General features: G+C 58.4%; 16 protein-coding genes. 7 read left to right on the forward strand and 9 right to left on the reverse strand.

Annotated features, from left to right (window positions below; translation table 11 throughout):
- The 7 genes from L0664_RS06195 (at position 1) to L0664_RS06225 (ending at position 8,285) form a co-directional block, all read left to right on the forward strand.
- Positions 1 to 1,551, forward strand: coding sequence for a sensor histidine kinase (locus tag L0664_RS06195; protein WP_235224746.1), 1,551 nt, complete (start codon positions 1 to 3; stop codon positions 1,549 to 1,551).
- Positions 1,548 to 2,219: a response regulator transcription factor gene (locus L0664_RS06200; RefSeq protein WP_235224747.1), complete on the forward strand. Its 672-nt coding sequence runs from the start codon at positions 1,548 to 1,550 to the stop codon at positions 2,217 to 2,219. The genes L0664_RS06195 and L0664_RS06200 overlap by 4 nt, the downstream gene beginning before the upstream one ends.
- Positions 2,220 to 2,333: 114 nt before the next feature.
- Positions 2,334 to 3,038: a GntR family transcriptional regulator gene (locus L0664_RS06205; protein WP_235224748.1), complete on the forward strand. Its 705-nt coding sequence runs from the start codon at positions 2,334 to 2,336 to the stop codon at positions 3,036 to 3,038.
- Positions 3,028 to 3,936 (forward strand): dihydrodipicolinate synthase family protein, encoded by a 909-nt coding sequence (locus L0664_RS06210; RefSeq protein ID WP_235224749.1) that lies wholly within the window; start codon positions 3,028 to 3,030, stop codon positions 3,934 to 3,936. Before L0664_RS06205 ends, L0664_RS06210 begins: the two co-directional genes overlap by 11 nt.
- Entirely contained in the window at positions 3,933 to 5,405 is a 1,473-nt protein-coding gene (locus tag L0664_RS06215; RefSeq protein ID WP_235224750.1) for an aldehyde dehydrogenase, read from the forward strand. Before L0664_RS06210 ends, L0664_RS06215 begins: the two co-directional genes overlap by 4 nt.
- A complete protein-coding gene (locus tag L0664_RS06220) occupies positions 5,402 to 6,952 on the forward strand; it encodes a trimethylamine methyltransferase family protein (RefSeq protein WP_235224751.1) in 1,551 nt (516 codons plus the stop codon). Before L0664_RS06215 ends, L0664_RS06220 begins: the two co-directional genes overlap by 4 nt.
- A 7-nt stretch (positions 6,953 to 6,959) precedes the next feature.
- Entirely contained in the window at positions 6,960 to 8,285 is a 1,326-nt protein-coding gene (locus L0664_RS06225) for an NAD(P)/FAD-dependent oxidoreductase (RefSeq protein ID WP_336247095.1), read from the forward strand.
- A gap of 7 nt (positions 8,286 to 8,292) precedes the next feature.
- Here the strand turns inward: L0664_RS06225 and L0664_RS06230 are convergent, their stop codons facing one another.
- The 9 genes from L0664_RS06230 to L0664_RS06270 all read right to left on the reverse strand — a co-directional run bounded on the left by L0664_RS06230 (position 8,293) and on the right by L0664_RS06270 (position 17,383).
- Positions 8,293 to 8,934, reverse strand: a complete 642-nt coding sequence (locus L0664_RS06230; RefSeq protein ID WP_235224753.1) for a LysE family translocator — start codon at positions 8,932 to 8,934, stop codon at positions 8,293 to 8,295.
- 79 nt (positions 8,935 to 9,013) lie between these two features.
- Complete coding sequence (locus L0664_RS06235) at positions 9,014 to 9,733, reverse strand: copper homeostasis protein CutC (RefSeq protein ID WP_235224754.1); 720 nt, start codon at positions 9,731 to 9,733, stop codon at positions 9,014 to 9,016.
- Complete coding sequence (locus L0664_RS06240; protein ID WP_235224755.1) at positions 9,720 to 10,859, reverse strand: N-acetylglucosamine-6-phosphate deacetylase; 1,140 nt, start codon at positions 10,857 to 10,859, stop codon at positions 9,720 to 9,722. The genes L0664_RS06235 and L0664_RS06240 overlap by 14 nt, the downstream gene beginning before the upstream one ends.
- Complete coding sequence (locus tag L0664_RS06245) at positions 10,856 to 12,085, reverse strand: class II D-tagatose-bisphosphate aldolase non-catalytic subunit (protein ID WP_235224756.1); 1,230 nt, start codon at positions 12,083 to 12,085, stop codon at positions 10,856 to 10,858. Before L0664_RS06245 ends, L0664_RS06240 begins: the two co-directional genes overlap by 4 nt.
- Entirely contained in the window at positions 12,078 to 12,980 is a 903-nt protein-coding gene (locus L0664_RS06250) for an ROK family protein (RefSeq protein ID WP_235224757.1), read from the reverse strand. The genes L0664_RS06245 and L0664_RS06250 overlap by 8 nt, the downstream gene beginning before the upstream one ends.
- Positions 12,977 to 14,029, reverse strand: coding sequence for an SIS domain-containing protein (locus tag L0664_RS06255; RefSeq protein ID WP_235224758.1), 1,053 nt, complete (start codon positions 14,027 to 14,029; stop codon positions 12,977 to 12,979). The genes L0664_RS06250 and L0664_RS06255 overlap by 4 nt, the downstream gene beginning before the upstream one ends.
- A complete protein-coding gene (locus L0664_RS06260) occupies positions 14,026 to 15,030 on the reverse strand; it encodes an SIS domain-containing protein (RefSeq protein ID WP_235224759.1) in 1,005 nt (334 codons plus the stop codon). Before L0664_RS06260 ends, L0664_RS06255 begins: the two co-directional genes overlap by 4 nt.
- Positions 15,027 to 16,286 carry a Gfo/Idh/MocA family protein gene (locus L0664_RS06265; protein WP_235224760.1) on the reverse strand — a complete coding sequence of 420 codons (1,260 nt, stop codon included), beginning with the start codon at positions 16,284 to 16,286 and terminating at the stop codon, positions 15,027 to 15,029. The genes L0664_RS06260 and L0664_RS06265 overlap by 4 nt, the downstream gene beginning before the upstream one ends.
- Entirely contained in the window at positions 16,283 to 17,383 is a 1,101-nt protein-coding gene (locus tag L0664_RS06270) for an ABC transporter ATP-binding protein (protein WP_235224761.1), read from the reverse strand. The genes L0664_RS06265 and L0664_RS06270 overlap by 4 nt, the downstream gene beginning before the upstream one ends.
- Between the last annotated feature and the right edge of the window lie 41 nt (positions 17,384 to 17,424).

The raw sequence follows: 17,424 nt of genomic DNA on the forward strand, positions 1-17,424 counted from the left end.
ATGCGCTCATCTGCTCTTTTTGGAATTTATTCGCTGGTCATTGTCAGTCTGGTGGTCGGGATGGCCGTCTTGACGCTGTATAGCCTTGAAAAATCGCGGTGGTGGGATGCGAGAACGCAACTGGCCCAGGAATCCCATGCGTTGCACCTGAAGTTGGAGGCGAATTTGTATCGCCTTTTTAAGCAACACGGTGATGTGCTGCTGATCGGGGATCGCGACGGAGGTGCCGCTGTCACGGAGCTGCGCGCCAAGATTGACCGAAATCTAGACGATATTCGCAATGTTATCGCCCGCGAAATCCAGATGGTTGGCGACGAAGAGATCGAAGAGCTTGAACTGCTAGATGAAATTGAAAACGACATTCGATCGGTGAATGCCGTGATCGCAACACTGACGACTTCGGGTGAGCCGATTGAAACGTTCATCCAGATCGAACGCCTTGCCGGACTGCTGGACGGTGACATCGATGATGAGCTTGATCGCAAGATCAACGCGGCCCTCGAAGAGGAAATCGAAGAAGTTGAAGAAGTTCTGGAAGAGGCCGCGGCCTTTCGGAATTGGAACACGAGGTTGGTCTATGTCATTTTGCTGGTGGCGGCTGTGACTTTTTTCGTGGCGCTGCTGTCATTCAGCAGTCAGATACGCCAGCCGATCATTCGATTGCAAAACGGCGTCAACCGATTGCGGGACGCCGATTATTCCGAACCGGTGTATCTGGGAGGGAGCCGCGAATTCAAAGATTTGGGGACGGTTCTGAACCAAATGGCCGAACAACTGAAGGAGAGAGAGCTTAGTCGTGTGGAGCAACAAAAACACCTCGAAGAGACAGTCGCGGCGCGAACGTCCGAGTTGCAAGAGTTGGTCGACAAGCTTGAGATTGGTGAAGAAAACCGAAAACAGCTTATGGCCGATATCAGCCACGAACTGAGGACCCCCTTGGCCATTATCCTTGGCGAGGCCGACGTCACCCTACGAACGGCTGGAACGCTGAGTGACGATGTTTCGGATGCCTTTGCGCGGATACGTGAATCCGCCAAGCACACGAACCAGATCGTTGATGATATGCTTACGGTGGCGCGCTATGAAGCCGGTCAACTTCGGCTGGACCGCAAGGAGATTGACCTGAACAAGGTCGTCAAGGATGCCGTTTCCATGTTCCCCGGAAAAGTAAATGTTTCGACGTCGAAAGTGGCTATGAAGACCCAAGTCGACGAAGTGCGCCTGCGTCAGGCGGTTCTGGCATTGCTGCAAAACGCGCGGCGCTATGGTGGCCCCAAAATATCAGTGGATCTGAGCGAGACCGCAAGGGCATACGTTATCGCCATCGAGGATGATGGCCCGGGTCTGAGCGCAAATGAGAAATCGCAAGCCTTTGAGAGGTTTTTCAGAGGGTCCAACGCTGCGGGGCAAGGTGTTGAAGGCAGCGGGCTTGGCCTTCCTGTCGTTAAATCCATTGTAGAAGCGCATAAAGGCACTGTTGTGCTTCTTGACCGAGAGGACACGGGGTTGCGCGTTGTTATCGAATTGCCAAAGGAGTTGCGCGGGACATGAATATCCTACTTGTGGAAGATGAAGTACGGGTCGCGGATTTTGTCCGCAGGGGGCTATCGGCGGAAGGCTGGTCGGTAGATCATGCGGCGGACGGGGAAGATGCTCTCGAACTGGCGGCGATCAATTCATACGACGTTATTTTGTTGGACTTGATGTTGCCGGGAATTCAAGGCCAAGACGTCTGTCGCAAGTTGCGTGCGCGCAAAACGAAGACGCCCATCTTGATGCTGACCGCACTTGATAGCCCCGAAGAAAAGGTTGCAGGGTTGCGCATCGGTGCGGACGATTATCTGCCAAAGCCATTTGATTTTGATGAGCTTATAGCCCGCGTCGAAGCGCTGCACCGGCGGGCAAGTGGATATGCCCAAGATGCAAACGACACCATCATTTCCAGTGGTGCCCTGACGTTTGATCGGGAATCCTTGCAGGTGATGGTCGATGACACCGAGGTTGAACTGTCAAAGAAAGAGCGTGATCTGTTGCTGCTATTCCTGACAAACCTTGGTCGGGTTTTATCACGAGAACGCATTTTGAACGCAGTTTGGGGGCTGAACGCGGATCCTCTTACGAATGTCGTTGATGTTTATGTTGGCCGTTTGCGCCGAAAGATCGGAAGCGAGGGCAAGCGCATCGTGACCTTGCGCCATGTCGGATATCGCATGACCTGATGTGTTAGCGGCATTCCAATCCCGCGGCGATCCTGTTTGGGCCCACCGCGGATGGAAGTGGCTTGATCGGCCTTCAATTTTGTATACACCGTGTATACATCAATTGGAGGTCACATGCCCCGCTTTACGAAACTGGATTGTTTGAACGATCTGCGCCGCCGCATTTTATCGACGGAACTGGAACCCGGTCTTGATCTGGATGAGGCTGGGTTGTCGGAACACTATGCGATGTCGCGCACGCCCCTGCGCGAGGTTTTGCAGCGCCTTCAGGGTGAAGGTTGCGTGGTCATGAGCGAAAACAGAGGTGCGAAAGTTGCGTCGATGGACGTCAGCGTTTTGCGCACATTTTTTCAAACGGCGCCGATGGTCTATGCCAATATTGCCCGACTGGCCTGTGAAAACCGCAAGGCCGCGCAGCTGGACGATCTGAAACAGGCGCAGATGGCCTTTGCCAAAGCGGCCAAGGCATCAAATGCCGCCGAGGCCGCGTTGGCCAATCACCGATTTCACGCGCTGATTGGCGAGATGGCCCATAACACCTACCTGTTCGCATCCCTTGCGCGGCTGCAAATCGACCACACCCGAATGAGCCAGACATTCTATCGCCCTGCCGCGCCCGCCGAAACGATGCTGGTTCTCAAGGCGATTGAACAGCACGACGCGATGATTGCCGCGATCGAGGCCCGCGAAGGTGCGCTGGCGATCGATCTGACCCTGCAACATTGGGATCTGAGCCGTGACCAGATGGAGCGTTTTGTGCGCCCCGACCCCCTGCCCGTTCACGTTATTTCATTAAAGGACCGCCGCAATGCAATTTGAAGGCATTTATACGCCGCTCGTGACGCCGTACCGGACTGATTTTTCATTGAGCGAAGGGGCGCTGGCGCAAACCGTGGAACATCTGATTGATGCGGGTGTTCATGGGATTATCGTCGCGGGATCAACGGGCGAATACTACGCCCAGACCACCGAAGAACGCCTCGATATGATGACGCGGTGCGCGGGGCTGATCAAAGGCCGCGTGCCGATGATCGTGGGAACGGGTGCCATTCGCACCGAAGACAGCGTGATGTTTGCCCAAGCGGCCAAAGCTGCGGGTGCGGATGCGTTGTTGGTGGCCACCCCGCCCTACGCCTACCCCACGGGGCGCGAAATCGCGCTGCATGCCCTAGCCGTGGATCGCGCCGCGAACCTGCCGATCATGTTGTACAACTACCCCGGCCGGATGTCGGTCAACATGGACGAAGAGTGTTTGGATCGTTTGGGGCGGTCCCCGAATTTCTGCGCGATCAAGGAAAGTTCCGGGGATATCAACCGCTTGCATATGATGGCGCGGGATTATCCGCATATCGCGCTTAGCTGTGGAATGGACGATCAGGCGTTGGAATTCTTTGCGTGGGGCGCGCGGTCTTGGGTGTGTGCCGGATCGAACTTTGCGCCCGAAGCCCATATCGCGCTGTATCAGGCCTGCGCCGTTGAGGGTGATTTTACCAAAGGCCGCGCGATCATGTCGGCGATGCTGCCGCTGATGCGGGTTCTCGAACAGGGTGGGAAATTTGTGCAATGCATTAAATACGGGCTGACCTTGCGCGGCATTGATGCAGGGCCGCCGCGCAAGCCGCTGCAACCCCTCAATAAGGATGACAAACGCGAATTGGGCGAGGTCATTCGAACCATGAATACAACCATTTCTACCATTACGGGGGCGACCACATGACCGAACTGCTGACACATGGCGAATACACAGCGATTGCCGACACGCTCGACCTGCCCCGCAGCCCGTTCATTGACGGTAAATACCAGCGTGGGCACGGGCCGATGATGGCGACGGTGAACCCCGCGACGGGGGCCGAGATCACGCAGATTTCAACGGCGAACGCGCAAGACGTGGATGTTGCAGTGGCCAAGGCCCGCGAAGCGTTTGATCAGGGCCATTGGTCGAAGATGGACCCAGATGCGCGCAAGGATGTGCTGATCCGGTTGTGCAAACTGATCACCCGCAACCGCCGCGAACTGGCGGTGATGGAAAGCATCGAGTCCGGCAAACCGATCCTTGATTGTGAACAGATTGACCTGCCCGAAACGATCCACTGCATAAAGTGGCACGCCGAAGTTGCGGACAAAATATATGACCAGACGGCCCCGACGGGCGACAGCGCCATTGCGATGATTGTGCGTGAACCAGTGGGTGTGGTTGCTGCCGTGTTGCCGTGGAATTTCCCGCTGATGATGCTGGCCTGGAAGATCGGCCCTGCCCTCGCCGCGGGCTGTTCGGTGATCGTAAAACCGGCCGAACAAACCAGCCTGACGGCGTTGCGTGTGGCCGAACTGGCCCACGAGGCCGGCGTTCCGCGCGGTGTGTTGCAGGTGCTGCCCGGTGATGGCCCGTCCGTGGGCGAACCGCTGGGTCTGCACATGGATATCGACATGGTCAGCTTTACGGGATCAACCGAAACCGGGCGGCGGTTTCTGAAATACGCGGCGGACAGCAACCTCAAGAAGGTCGTGCTGGAATGTGGCGGCAAGAACCCTGCGGTGGTGTTTGATGACGCCGAAAACCTTGATCATGTGGCTGAACATGTGGTGAATGCCGCGTTCTGGAACGGGGGGCAGAACTGTTCTGCCACGTCGCGCCTGATCGTTCATACGTCTGTCAAAGACGCGTTGTTGGAAAAGATCAACGCGCGAATGCGCGACTGGAAAGTGGGTGATCCCCTTGATCCGGCCAATCATATTGGTGCGCTGATTGATGCGGGCCACTGCGCCAAGGTGCGCAGCTATCTTGACACCAAGGACGATGGGCCGTTTGTATCACCTACCATCTTTGAGGTCAGCGCGGATGATCCGCGGGCGCGTGATGAAATCTTTGGCCCCGTGTTGTGCGTTATCGACGTGGCGAGCAATGACGAAGCCGTGCAGGTCGCCAATGATACGGCCTATGGCCTTGCTGCATCGGTGTTTTCAGCTGGGGGGCGCAGCGCAATTCGGGCGGCCCGCGATATCAAGGCGGGCACCGTGACGATCAATTGTTACGGCGAAGGCAACATGGCCACACCATTTGGTGGCTATAAGCAATCGGGTTTTGGCGGGCGCGACAATGGCATTCATGCCCATGATCAATACACCGAACTGAAAACCATCTGGATCGACCTGACCGATCCGGCAGACGGGGATAATGTTGCATGAGCGTTGATGCCGTCGGAACCGTGCGCCGTGGGCGCGGTGCGCGCAAAGCCATCCGCCAGACCCGTGATGTGAAGATGCTGCCTGCCCTGAAACGCAAACTGCCCTACACAGAACCTATGACCCCCGATCAGATCGAAAAGATCGACGGGGCGAGCATGGATATCCTTGAAAATGTCGGCGTGCAGTTTCGCGACGACATCGCGCTGGAGGACTGGAAGCGCGCGGGCGCCAAGGTGGTCGGCGACATGGTTTATCTTGATCGCAATTTGGTGCGTGAATTGATCGCCACGATCCCCGAGACATTTACATATCACGCCCGCAATCCGGCCAATAACCTGCCGTTCGGGCGGGATCATGCGATGTTTGTGCCCATGACAGGCGCGCCCTATCTGCGCGATCTTGATGATTTGCGCCGCAACCCGACGCTGGATGATTTGGCGAATTTTCATAAGCTGAGCCATATGCTGCCCGCGATCCATTCATCGGCGCACCATATCGTTGAGCCCTATGACTGGCCGATCAGCCAGCGGCACCTGCGCATCACCTACAGTTCGATGAAACATTCCGACAAGACGTTCATGGGCATGACGACCAGCCCCAAGAACGCCGAAGATGTGATTGAGATGTGCGCGATCCTGTTTGGGGATGATTTTCTTGAGACGCATCCGGTTGTGACGGGCAATTGTAACGGCAATTCCCCCCTTGTGTGGGATGAAACAATGCTGGGGGCCATGCGCGCGTTTTGTAAGCGCAACCAGCCTGTGTTGTGTTCCCCGTTCGTGTTGGGCGGCGCAAATACCCCTGCCAGCGTGCCCGCAACGGTCGCGCAGTTGAACGCCGAAGCATTAAGTGCCCTGGCCTATACGCAAGTAATCCGCAAAGGCTGCCCTGCGATTTATGGACATTATCTGTCGACGGTCAGCATGAAATCCGGCGCACCCATGGCGGGCACACCTGAAATCAGCCTGATGAACTTTATGATCGGCCAGATGGCACGGTTTTATGGTGTGCCTTGGCGGACATCCAACACATTGGGCGGTGCCAAGACGTTTGACGCACAGGCCGGATACGAAAGCGCGATGACGATGAATGCCGTGTTGATGGCGGGCGCCAATTACATCTGGCATTCGGCGGGTTGGAACGAGGCGGGCATGCATTGTTCCACTGCAAAATTCATCGTCGACGCAGAAATGTGCGAAATGGGATATCGCATGGCCGAAGGGGTCAATTGGGATGATTTTGATGCGGCGATTGCTGCTGTGCCCGACATTGGGCCAGGTGGGCATTATCTGGGGCATCCCCACACGCTGGAGCATTTCCAGAAGGCGTTTTTCATGCCCGAGATGTTTGACAACAACGCGATTGAGCAGTGGCAGGCCGAAGGCAGTATCGAGATAAATGAATGCGCCCTGATCAAAGCCCGCGCGATGTTGAACGAATACGAAGAACCCAAACTGGATGCGGGCGTAAACGAGGCGCTGCTGGACTATATCGCGCGGCGTGAACGTGAAATTCCTGCTGTTGACGCGCTCAATCAGGAACACTGAGGTGAAGGTGACCCGCCTGCCCCGTGATCCCGGCCCCGCCGGGTGGAACAGGCTGTTGCCTGATCCTGATCCGCCGACGCCGCTGGACGGCAAGATAACGGCGGATTGGGTTGTCATCGGTGCGGGTTTCGCGGGGCTGGCCGCGGCACATCGTTTGTCAAAAGAAGCGCGCGGTGATCGTATCGTTGTATTGGATGCCGTTCGGGTCGGGGATGGCCCTGCGGGGCGCAATTCGGGGTTCATGATTGATCTGCCCCATGATCTGACGTCAGGGGATTACGCAGGTGCGCTGGCCGCGGATCTGGCGCAAACCCAAGACAACCGTCGCGGCATCGCCCATGCCCAAGACATGGCGCAGGATTACGGGTTGGGCGACGAAGCCTTTGTTATGTCGGGCAAGATCAACGGCGCGGCCTCGTCCAAAGGCCATGCACATAATCAAAGCTTTGCGAAACATCTGTCGGCGATGGGCGAACCATTCGAGGTGTTTGACGCGGCCCGAATGCGCGACATCACAGGAACCGATTATTACCAAAGTGGTCTATTCACGCCGGGCAGTGCGATGATCCAGCCTGCGATGTATGTTCGCGGTGTCGCTGCGGGATTGCGGTCCAACCGCGTGTCGATCTATGAAAACAGCCCCGTTACGGCGCTTGAACGGCGCGGTGATTGGGTTGTCACAACACCGAACGGACAAGTCACAGCGCCGCGCGTGATATTGGCGGTGAACGGGCATTTGAACAGCTTTGGATATGTGCCGGGTCGGTTGATGCATGTGTTTACCTATGCCTCAATGACGCGGGCGCTCAGCCCGCGCGAGGTGGCATCGCTTGGCGGTGATCGGGTGTGGGGGCTGACCCCGGCAGACCCTATGGGCACCACCGTTCGGCGTGTGTCGGGTGTCGGTGGGGACCGTATCATCATCCGCAATCGTTTTACGTTTGATCCGTCCCTTGAGGTGTCCGACACGCAGCTGGCCCGCGTCGGACGCGACCATGATCGATCCTTTGCGCAGCGGTTTGCCGCCCTTGGATCGGTGGATATGCAATACCGTTGGGGGGGGCGATTGTGCCTAAGCCGCAATAACGTTCAGGTCATCGGAGAGCTGGAAAAAGGTCTGTATTCAGCCTGTTGTCAAAACGGGTTGGGCACAGCCAAGGGCACGTTGGCGGGCGGATTGGCGGCCGAATTGGCCATGGGAATGACGTCACCCGCCCTTGCCCGCGCGCTGGCGGCAGTTGATCCGGCCCGCCTGCCCCCCGCACCCATCGCGCAATTTGGCGCCACTGTGTATTTGAAACTGCAAGAACGTCGCGCTGGCCGCGAACTGTAAGCGGTATTCAGGCCCGACTTGTCAGCAGGCGCAGTCCGGCGAATGCAAAAAACGTTCCTAAGACGCCCTGAATGGCGCGGCGGGATTTTGCATATAGACGCACCATCGCAGGGGTCGAAAAGGCGACGGCGTACATCAGGTGAATAGCAATCGAGAGAACGAACGTCCCCAAAACGATTGAGGCCCCAACCCAAAGGGGTGCCCCGTCTTTCAGCCCAAGGGAGATGATTGCGATCCATGCCAGTGCGGCCTTCGGGTTGGTCATTTGAATGATGTAGCCGCGTTTGAGGTAGCCAAAGGGTGTGCGGCGTCCTCCGGCCAGTTCAAGCGCTTCGATGTCATGGCGCGACGCGGCGGATTTGAATGATTTATAGGCCAGCCAAAGCAAGTATGCCCCGCCGAAAATCTTGATCGCCAGAAGCGCGGAGGCATAGGTGGCAAGGATCGCTGAGAGCCCGAAAACCGTCAGGATCGCCCAAGTGAAAGACCCCGTCGCGACGCCCATTGCCAAGGCCATGCCCGACGTCCGCCCAACGCCCATCGATGTGCCAATCACGGCGAGGATGTTTGGCCCCGGGCTGGCGATCGCGAGAAGGAATGCAGAATAGGCCAGTAGAATTCCAGGGAGATAGAGAGCAACATCTTGCATGGGTTCGCCTTTCGGATGGAGTATGTGTGTTCACATAATGTTCCAAATTCGAACGCCGCGCAAACAAAACTTGAGGGCGTCAGGATTTAAGAACCTGTGCCAGCCTCGCCATTTCGTGCGGATCAAAAGTGCGGGTCGCATCCCCAAAGCCGAACTGAACATAGCGCTGATCAAGTCGGGCCTTGGCCGAACACGAGGCGTGGAAAGATGTAATGGCGGTTTGGTCCATGATCGTTCGGATGTTGCCGCTGTTGATCCCCGCGCCCGCCATGATGTCGATCCGGCCCGCTGCCGATGTGTGCAGCCGTTTCAGCCCGGCAATCCCGTGCGCAGCAGACATAGCGGCGCCTGACGTCAGGATGCGCACCATGGCGTACTCAATCGCGACCTCAATCGCGGCGACGGGATCGTCTAGCACATCAATGACGCGGTGCAGGGTGATGTCCATGCCGTCCGCAGCGTGCACCATCGCATCCAGTGCGCGCCGATCCAGTGCGCCTGCCCGTTCTGCCCCGATCACGACCCCCTTTAGCTCCATTGCCTTCGCCGCGCGAATGTCCGCGACTGCGGTGGCCAGTTCTGTTGGCGACATCGTGAAATCACCGCCGTGTGGGCGGATCAGGACGTGGGTTTCAACGCCTGATGCCTTTGACTGTTCCATCAACCCGATGCTGGGCGTTAGACCCCCAATATCCAGCGCTGAACACAGCTCAACCCTGTCCGCGGTAGCGGCACATGCGGTCAGCGTGTCCGGGTTTTCGACACAGATTTCAAGGGTATAGGGGTTATTCCGCGGCATCGCGCGCCAAGAGAGCGGCCAGCGCGCCCTCCAATGTATCGCTGAGCGACAGATCAGCCGACAACACCATAAGATCGCGCAAGGAGCGGCCCACGAGGTGGGACAACCCGGCCTGCCCGACCAGCTGCGCCGGTGTTGTGATGGCCATTCGCAATGCCTGATCAAGTGGTGCGCCCACGTGTTTGACAAGGCGCGCTACGCCTTCGGCTTGTGTTACGTGGGCCCCGGCAAGGTTGCCTTCGGCGTTGATCAGCCGCCCCGCATCAAGGTGGACGTGCTCGCCGTAAAGATCAAATTGGTCCGGTCCGCCAACGGTGGCCATGGCATCTGACACCAGAAACATCAGATCATCCGCAGGGCGCGCGCGCAGGGCCAGTTGGATCATGCGGTCATCCACATGAAAGCCATCGCAAATGATGCCGGATCGGACCTGTGAATTCAGAACCGCCCCCACGGCACCCGGTGCGCGGCTGGTCATGGGGGACATGGCGTTGAACACATGGGTGGCGCAGGTGGCACCGGCCGCAATTGCGGCCTCGACCACGTCCGCAGTCGCGTCTGTATGGCCAATCGACACGACTGCCCCCATCGCGGCGAGGGCTGCGATTTGGGTGTTGGTGGTTGCTTCTGGTGCGACGGTGATCAGCACGGCGATGTCGTGTTGGCGAAGGCGCGCAACCACGTCCATCGTGCGCGCATCCATCTGGCGGATATGGTCGCGGTTGTGTGTGCCGCGCCGCGCCACAGAAATATGGGGGCCTTCGATGTGAAGCCCGATGATGCCATCGTCCCCCTGCGCCGCGATTGCGGCATCGGCGGCGCGATCCAGAACATCGGCGTGATCGGTGATCACGGTTGGCATCACCGCGACCGTACCGAATTGACGATGTGCCGCCGCGATATCTGCCATGCCTGCGCGTGTTGGTGTGGTGTTCAACAACACGCCACCACCACCGTTGACCTGCACATCAACAAACCCCGGCGTCAGACAGCCTTTGATGCGCCGCGCATCGTCAGGGGTGTCTGCCAGTTCAATAACCTGCCCGTCCACAATGCGTACGGCTTTGTGTGACACAACATTTTGCCCGTCAAACAGGGTATCCGGTGCGATCCAAAGCTCTGTCATGGGGTGTCCTCAAAGAAATAGGGATCCAATGCGATTTCGATCTGCGCGTCGATCAGGCGCTGGACCTGACTGCCGTTTAGGGCTTCGGCGCGCTCCAGTACAGGGCCGTTGAACACGCGGTTCAGGGCGTCGTCCGGTATCGTGTCTTTGAACGACGCCAACAGGTCTGTGACTGCGGCCTGCGCATCTTTGTGCGGCCAATAATAACGAATGCGGTCGGCCAGCCCGAAGTGGCGTTGCTGGTACAGCGCTGTGCCGTCACCGGAATAATGGCCCTGCCATTGCGACGGATTGGCCAACATCACTGATTCCATTGTAGATTTGAGAGTGCAGGCCGGATCGCGCAGCTGGTCCAATGCATAAAGCGCCTCGCGGTAGGCGAATGTCAGGGCTGGGCCCACCTTTTGAAAGGCGAAACCAAGGTCGGCTAACCGTGGGAATACGGCCGGATCCTGATAATCTGTTGAATGCGCTTCGAGGCAGACCTGCGGGTGATCGCGCAAGGCATCAAGCAGGCCTGGATCACGATCCAGCGGCATAGCGTGTACCGCCGTTGGGCTGAATTCGACACCGGGTTGCACAACCAGCCCGCCAATCAGCCCCGCCATATCGCCAAAGGCAGCGTCGTGGGCGGCCAGCGTTGCGCGTGCGTCGGCGGGGTGGGTTGGGGGGATGTCGCCGTGTTCATCCATGCGCGCACCGCCCGGCGGGGGGACTTCGGTGCCGACGACAAACAGCAAATCATCGCCCGCATCACAACACATCCGCGCCAATCGCGCAGAGCGTTCAGCGGTGATGTCATCGCCCAACTGTGCAGGATCGCCCGCGCAACCTTCGGAGCAATCGAGGTGGATTTTGCCAAAGCCCGCAGCCACATAATCGCGCACCAAAACGTCTGCCTTGGCCATGGCGGCATCTGCATCCAGCGCGCGCCATGCCTGCGGGCCAAGGTGATCACCGCCAAACGTAATCCGCGCGCGATCTGCGCCCGCCGTTTCCGCCAGCCCATGCACGTAGCCGATAAATTCGGACGGCGTGATGCCCGTATAGCCACCTTCCTGATTGACCTGATTTGACGTCGCTTCGACGACGATCTGGCGATCAAGGCGCTCTGCCATCGCGATGGAGGCGCGCAAAACATCGGGCTGGGCGGAACACACTGACACGATTGCGGCGCGTTCGCCTGCGCGGTTGCGCGTAATGATATCGCGTAACACGTCAGTCATTTTCGGCCTGCCATGCGGCATAGGCCGCCCCGCGTGCGCCGCTGGTATCGCCGCCCTGCGCAAGAACCAAGGGCGGCACACCGAAATCGCCGATTTGCGCGCGTTGTGCTGCGGCTGTCAGATCGTCAATTATGCCGTCAATATGGGTCAACCCGCCGCCCAGCACGATCACATCGGGGTCCGCTGTCAGGGTCATCGAATGCAGCAAATCAGCCGTCAGATCACACCAAAGCTGCCAGACCTGTGCCATGTCACCACCGCGCCGTGTGGCGATCTGGGGCGGTGTGACGTCCTGCCCTGTCATCTGTTTGGCCAGACGCGCCAGACCCGGCCCCGCGATATAGGTCTCAATACAGCCCGTCCGCCCGCAGCCACATTGCCAGATTGGCAAATCATGCTGGGCAACCAAATGGGCAGGCGCGGACGTGTGGCCAAATTCGCCCCCTGTCAATGTAGGGCCCTGCAAAATCGCGCCGTCAACAGCCAGACCGCCACCAACACCTGTGCCAAGGATCAGCGCCATAACGATGCGGTGCCCCTTGCCTTGGCCGAACACGGCCTCTGACAGGGCCAAGGCGCGGCAATCGTTCACATAGGTGATCGCGCGGCCGGCCGCATCGGCAATGTCAGCGGGAAACGGTTGATCTGTTGCGGCCAGATTTGCGGTCAACGCGAGCCCGGTTTGCGGGTTGATCAAACCAGCCGCGCCGATGCCAACGGGGGCGGATTTCCCACCTTGTGTTTCTGCCCAGCCAATCAGATTTGCCACGTCGCGCACCAGATCGGGGTAATCGCACGGGGTATCGCGGCGTTCGCGTGCGATGACGTTCCAGGCATCGTCAAACACCTGCGCTTCCATCTTCGTGCCACCAAGATCTATCCCGATTGCTGTCATAGCGTCACAGGGTAAAGTTTAACGCCCGACACCACACGGCTGAGCGTGGATTGACCGCTGAACGGATCATCGACATTCAGACCGAGCGTGTCGGACCAAACGACACCGCGCACCTGTGCCACGGCCACAACCAGCGGTGCGGCCCATGCGGGGCCAAAAGGCATCGCGATATCAATGTCGCCGCCCGCCCCGATTGTTTCGACTTTCGCGTTCGGAAACTGGGTGCGCAGTTCTGCCGCAAGATCAGCGTCGTACAATCGTGTCGGATCGTTCGGGCTGGTAAAGATCGTGATGTCCGTTGCGTCCGTTACGAACGCCTTTGGGCCGTGGCGAAAGCCAAGGGTGCTGTCCCACACGGCGGGCATCTGTCCGGCGGACAATTCCATGACCTTTAGCGCGGCTTCGCGGGCGGCAAAGGCCAGCGGCCCTGCCCCGACATAAACCACCCGTTCAGGGCGCGGGCCTATCGCTATTTGGGTCAGCGCATTGTCCAATTGATCGGCAAGGTCGGACATGCGGGCGGGCACGTCACACGGCGCGTCAAACAGTGCCAATGCTGTCAGCAACATTGTTGAAAAGCTCGACGTCATGGCAAAGCCTTCATCGTGGGTTTCATCAGGCAGCACGATGATCTGGGTCGGCGCATCTGACGTGCGGGTCGCCAGTGCGCCGTCTTTGTTGCAGGTGATGTTGATGCGCGCAGCGTGCGGCGCGAGCGCGTCAAGCGCATCAAGTGTTCCGATGCTTTCGGTGCTGTTGCCGGATCGCCCGAAGTTGACGACAAGTGGCTTTGCACCTTTCAAGAAATGGGCAGGATTGGCCACGATGTCAGTGCTTGGCACGGACCGCGCGCCTTTGACAGAGGCTGCGATAATATCGCCGATATACGCACTTGTGCCCGCGCCGCAAAACCAGACCTCATCAAAGGATTGCGCCGCGATCCAGCTGCGCAGCCCCGCCACATCCAAGGCCTGCCCCCAAGCGCGCCAGATGTCGGGCTGGCTGTGGATTTCACGCCATGTCGCCCATTTGGAAAGATCTTGTGTCATGTGGTTTGCGTCACTTTCGACAGAGTTTCAGGCGCGTCAGGGTCAAACCCTAATGCCAGCGCAGTGTTGAGAATAACAGGGTACATCGCCGCCAAAAGAACAGCCGCTGCTGCTGCGGGCACAGTTTCGCCGAGATCGAAATCGGAAACCCTGATGCGTTGGACATCACAGTCGATAGCCCGAAAGCGCGCTTCGGCTTGATCGAGACTGTCCTGAATATCGGCCAGCCCGGTGTCCAGCATCAGCACCATCAAGGGGTTTGTGGCCAATTGAAGCGGGCCGTGCAGCACCTCTGAGCTGGAATAGGCTTCGGCGTGTAGCGCGCAGCATTCCTTTAACTTTAGCGCGACTTCATGGGCGGCGCCGTATCCGGTGTCGCGCCCGATCACATAGATATGGCGCGCGCGCAGGAAAGCGGATTGAAGGGCGGCGGCATCAGGGTGTTGGATCGTCTGTTGCGCCAATGCTGCCGCTGCGATTTTGGCCTTTGCGCCATATTCAGGCTTCAGCGCGCCCAGCAATGCCATGCCCGCCGCGATCGACCCGATGACAGATTTGGTGGCGGGCACGGCCAGTTCGGGGCCAGCCCCGATGGGCAGTGTTATATCTGATGCCGATTGAACCGGACTGTCGGGTTGGTTTGTGATTGCGACCACCTTGGCGCCATGCGCCGCCGCGCCTTTGGCCGAACGGACAAGATCATCGCTGGCACCGGATTGGCTGACGACCAATGCAACCGCGTTGTCCATCGCCACCCCTGCCCCGAGCGAAAACACGGATGGCGGCAAGGACGTGACCGGTACGCCGAGTTCGCGCATAAATTCATAAGACAGTATGTTGGCCGCTGCATCCGATGACCCGCGCGCAATTGTGTAGATGGCGCACGGTGTACCCAGCGTCGTGACGTCAATGTCTTGCGTCGCGGCACGCGCAAAAACGCCCATGCTTTGCGCGGACTCCGCAGCCATCAGGCGGCCGGGTGTTGTGTTTTCTCTGCTCATTGTCGCAATCCGTACGTGTCAAAGTCTGCCCATGTGGCGGTTAGATCGACCATGGTGCCCGCGATCCGTGCCTCATCCAGCGCCATGGCCACCAATCCTGCCTCAAGCGCGTCAACAACGCCCACCGGAAGGCTGTCTGTCTGCCCTTTCAAAAAGCCAACGATGTCATCCACCATCATATGATCTGCGCCGTAGTGCGCAGAGGCGCGGGTGGCTTCCATTTTGGTATAATCATGATCAGCGATAATTGTACCGTCGCGCGCCGTGGCCTTCAGGTTGCCGCGCACAAAGTCGCCTTCGGCCATGCCGTGGGTGCCCATGATGCAAAACCGGCGGTGTTCGTCGGGGGTGTTCAGGTTCGTGTGAAAGGCCAAGGATGCGCCGCTGTCGTAGTGCAAAATCGCCGTTTGGTGATCGATGATGTCACCGTCGGAATGAAATGCATCATCCGCAGTGTTCCACACGGATGGCTTGTAATGCATGATTTCGTTTTCGATATTCGCCGTGGGCGCGTTTTCGGGCACGAAGGATTTGCGTCCCCCGAAGCTTGCGACGCGCGTGGGGCGCGACCCTGTGACCATGTTGTAGATGTCGATGTCGTGGCAGCATTTTTCGAGCATGAACCCGCCGGACCAAGACACCATTCGCCGCCAGTCGCGCATGAAAAACGCACCGTGATAGGGCGCGATATGTTCGTTCGCCTCAAGCGACACAATCGGCCCCAGATCATCCAGCACGGCGCGCAGATCGACCATATGTTGCGAATAACGCAGCACGAGGCCGACCATCACTCGGTCCGTTCCGTGTTCGGCCAAAAGCGCCGTCAGTTCCATCGTGTCCTCTTTGGTGGTTACCACAGGTTTTTCGGTAAAAATGCGTACGCCCGCCGCCAACCCGATCTTGATATGTTCGAGGTGAAAGCTGTTGGGCGATCCGACAAACAACAGGTCCGCATCGGTCTGCGCCAACATATCGCTAAGGTCGTTAAACCGCTGCGTATCTTTGCGAAGTTGCGCACAGGCTGCGAACCCTTCGCGCAACTGTGCGATTTTGGGGGCGTCGGGGAATTGCGGGTACGTCTGATCCGGGATCAACGCCTTGGCCGCGTCATCACTGATGGTTTGCCCGCCAACGTGAAGTGCGGAGTCGGGAAGCGGGTCATAATAGCCCACGATTTCGGCCTCTGGCATGGCGTCTTTGAGGATCGACAGGACGTGTGCGGCCCTTAATCCGATGCCGGCGGTGACAATTTTCATGCGACAAGCGCCGGGGCTGATTTGCGCCGCAGCACATCGCCGGATGCATCAAACACGTGGCAGTCTTGCGGTGCCACAGACAGCATCATCGGTTCCCCTTCTTTGATGGCTGCATCACCGGGCAGTGATGCGCAGAACCGTGTGGCGCCCGCGATCGTGCCATAGGTGATCGACACACCGCCAAGGCGTTCCAGAACGTTGACTGAAATCTCAAGCCCGTTGTCACCAAGGGCCACGTGTTCGGGGCGAATGCCGACTTCGACTTTGTCGCCTTTGTTCACCGTCGCGGCCTCAACCGGGAGGGCCATTTGGTGCCCGCCGATCAGTTCAACCTTAATCCCGGATGCATCCGTGGCGAGCACCGTTGCGGGGATCAGGTTCATGTTGGGCTGGCCGATAAAGGACGCCACGAATTTGGTTTTGGGGTGGTGATACAGCTCCATCGGGGTGCCGAATTGTTCGACCCGCCCGCCGTTCAAGACCACGATCCGGTCTGCCATTGTCATGGCTTCGATCTGATCATGGGTCACGTAAACCATTGTCGCATCGAGGCTTTTGTGCAGCTGGCTAAGTTCGACGCGCATGTCACCGCGCAACGCGGCATCAAGATTGGACAGCGGTTCATCGAACAAGAATACTTTGGGGTTGCGCACAATGGACCGCCCGATGGCGACACGCTGGCGCTGACCGCCGGACAGCTGGCCGGGTTTCAGTTGCAGCTTGTCGGTCAGTTGCAAAACCTCTGCGGCGCGGTGCACCCGTGCGTCCATATCGGCCTTTTCCAGCTTCTGCACACGCAGTGGAAAGGCAATGTTTTCATAGACAGAAAGATGCGGATAAAGCGCGTAGGATTGAAACACCATCGATATGCCGCGTTCAACCGGATGGGCCGCGCTGACGTCTTCCCCGCCGATAATGATCTGGCCTGATGTCGCTTCCTCAAGGCCCGCAATGATGCGCAGCAAGGTGGATTTGCCGCAGCCCGACGGGCCGACAAACACCACAAATTCCTTGTCGTTGATGGCAAGGCTGATGTCATGCAACACCTTGGCCGTGCCAAACGACTTGCTGATTGAATTGAGATCGAGAGTTGCCATGGCGCTGTCTATCCGTTTGAAAGAATTCGGTAAAATGTCGG

Source organism: Octadecabacter dasysiphoniae (assembly GCF_021532615.1).
GTDB lineage: Bacteria > Pseudomonadota > Alphaproteobacteria > Rhodobacterales > Rhodobacteraceae > Octadecabacter > Octadecabacter dasysiphoniae.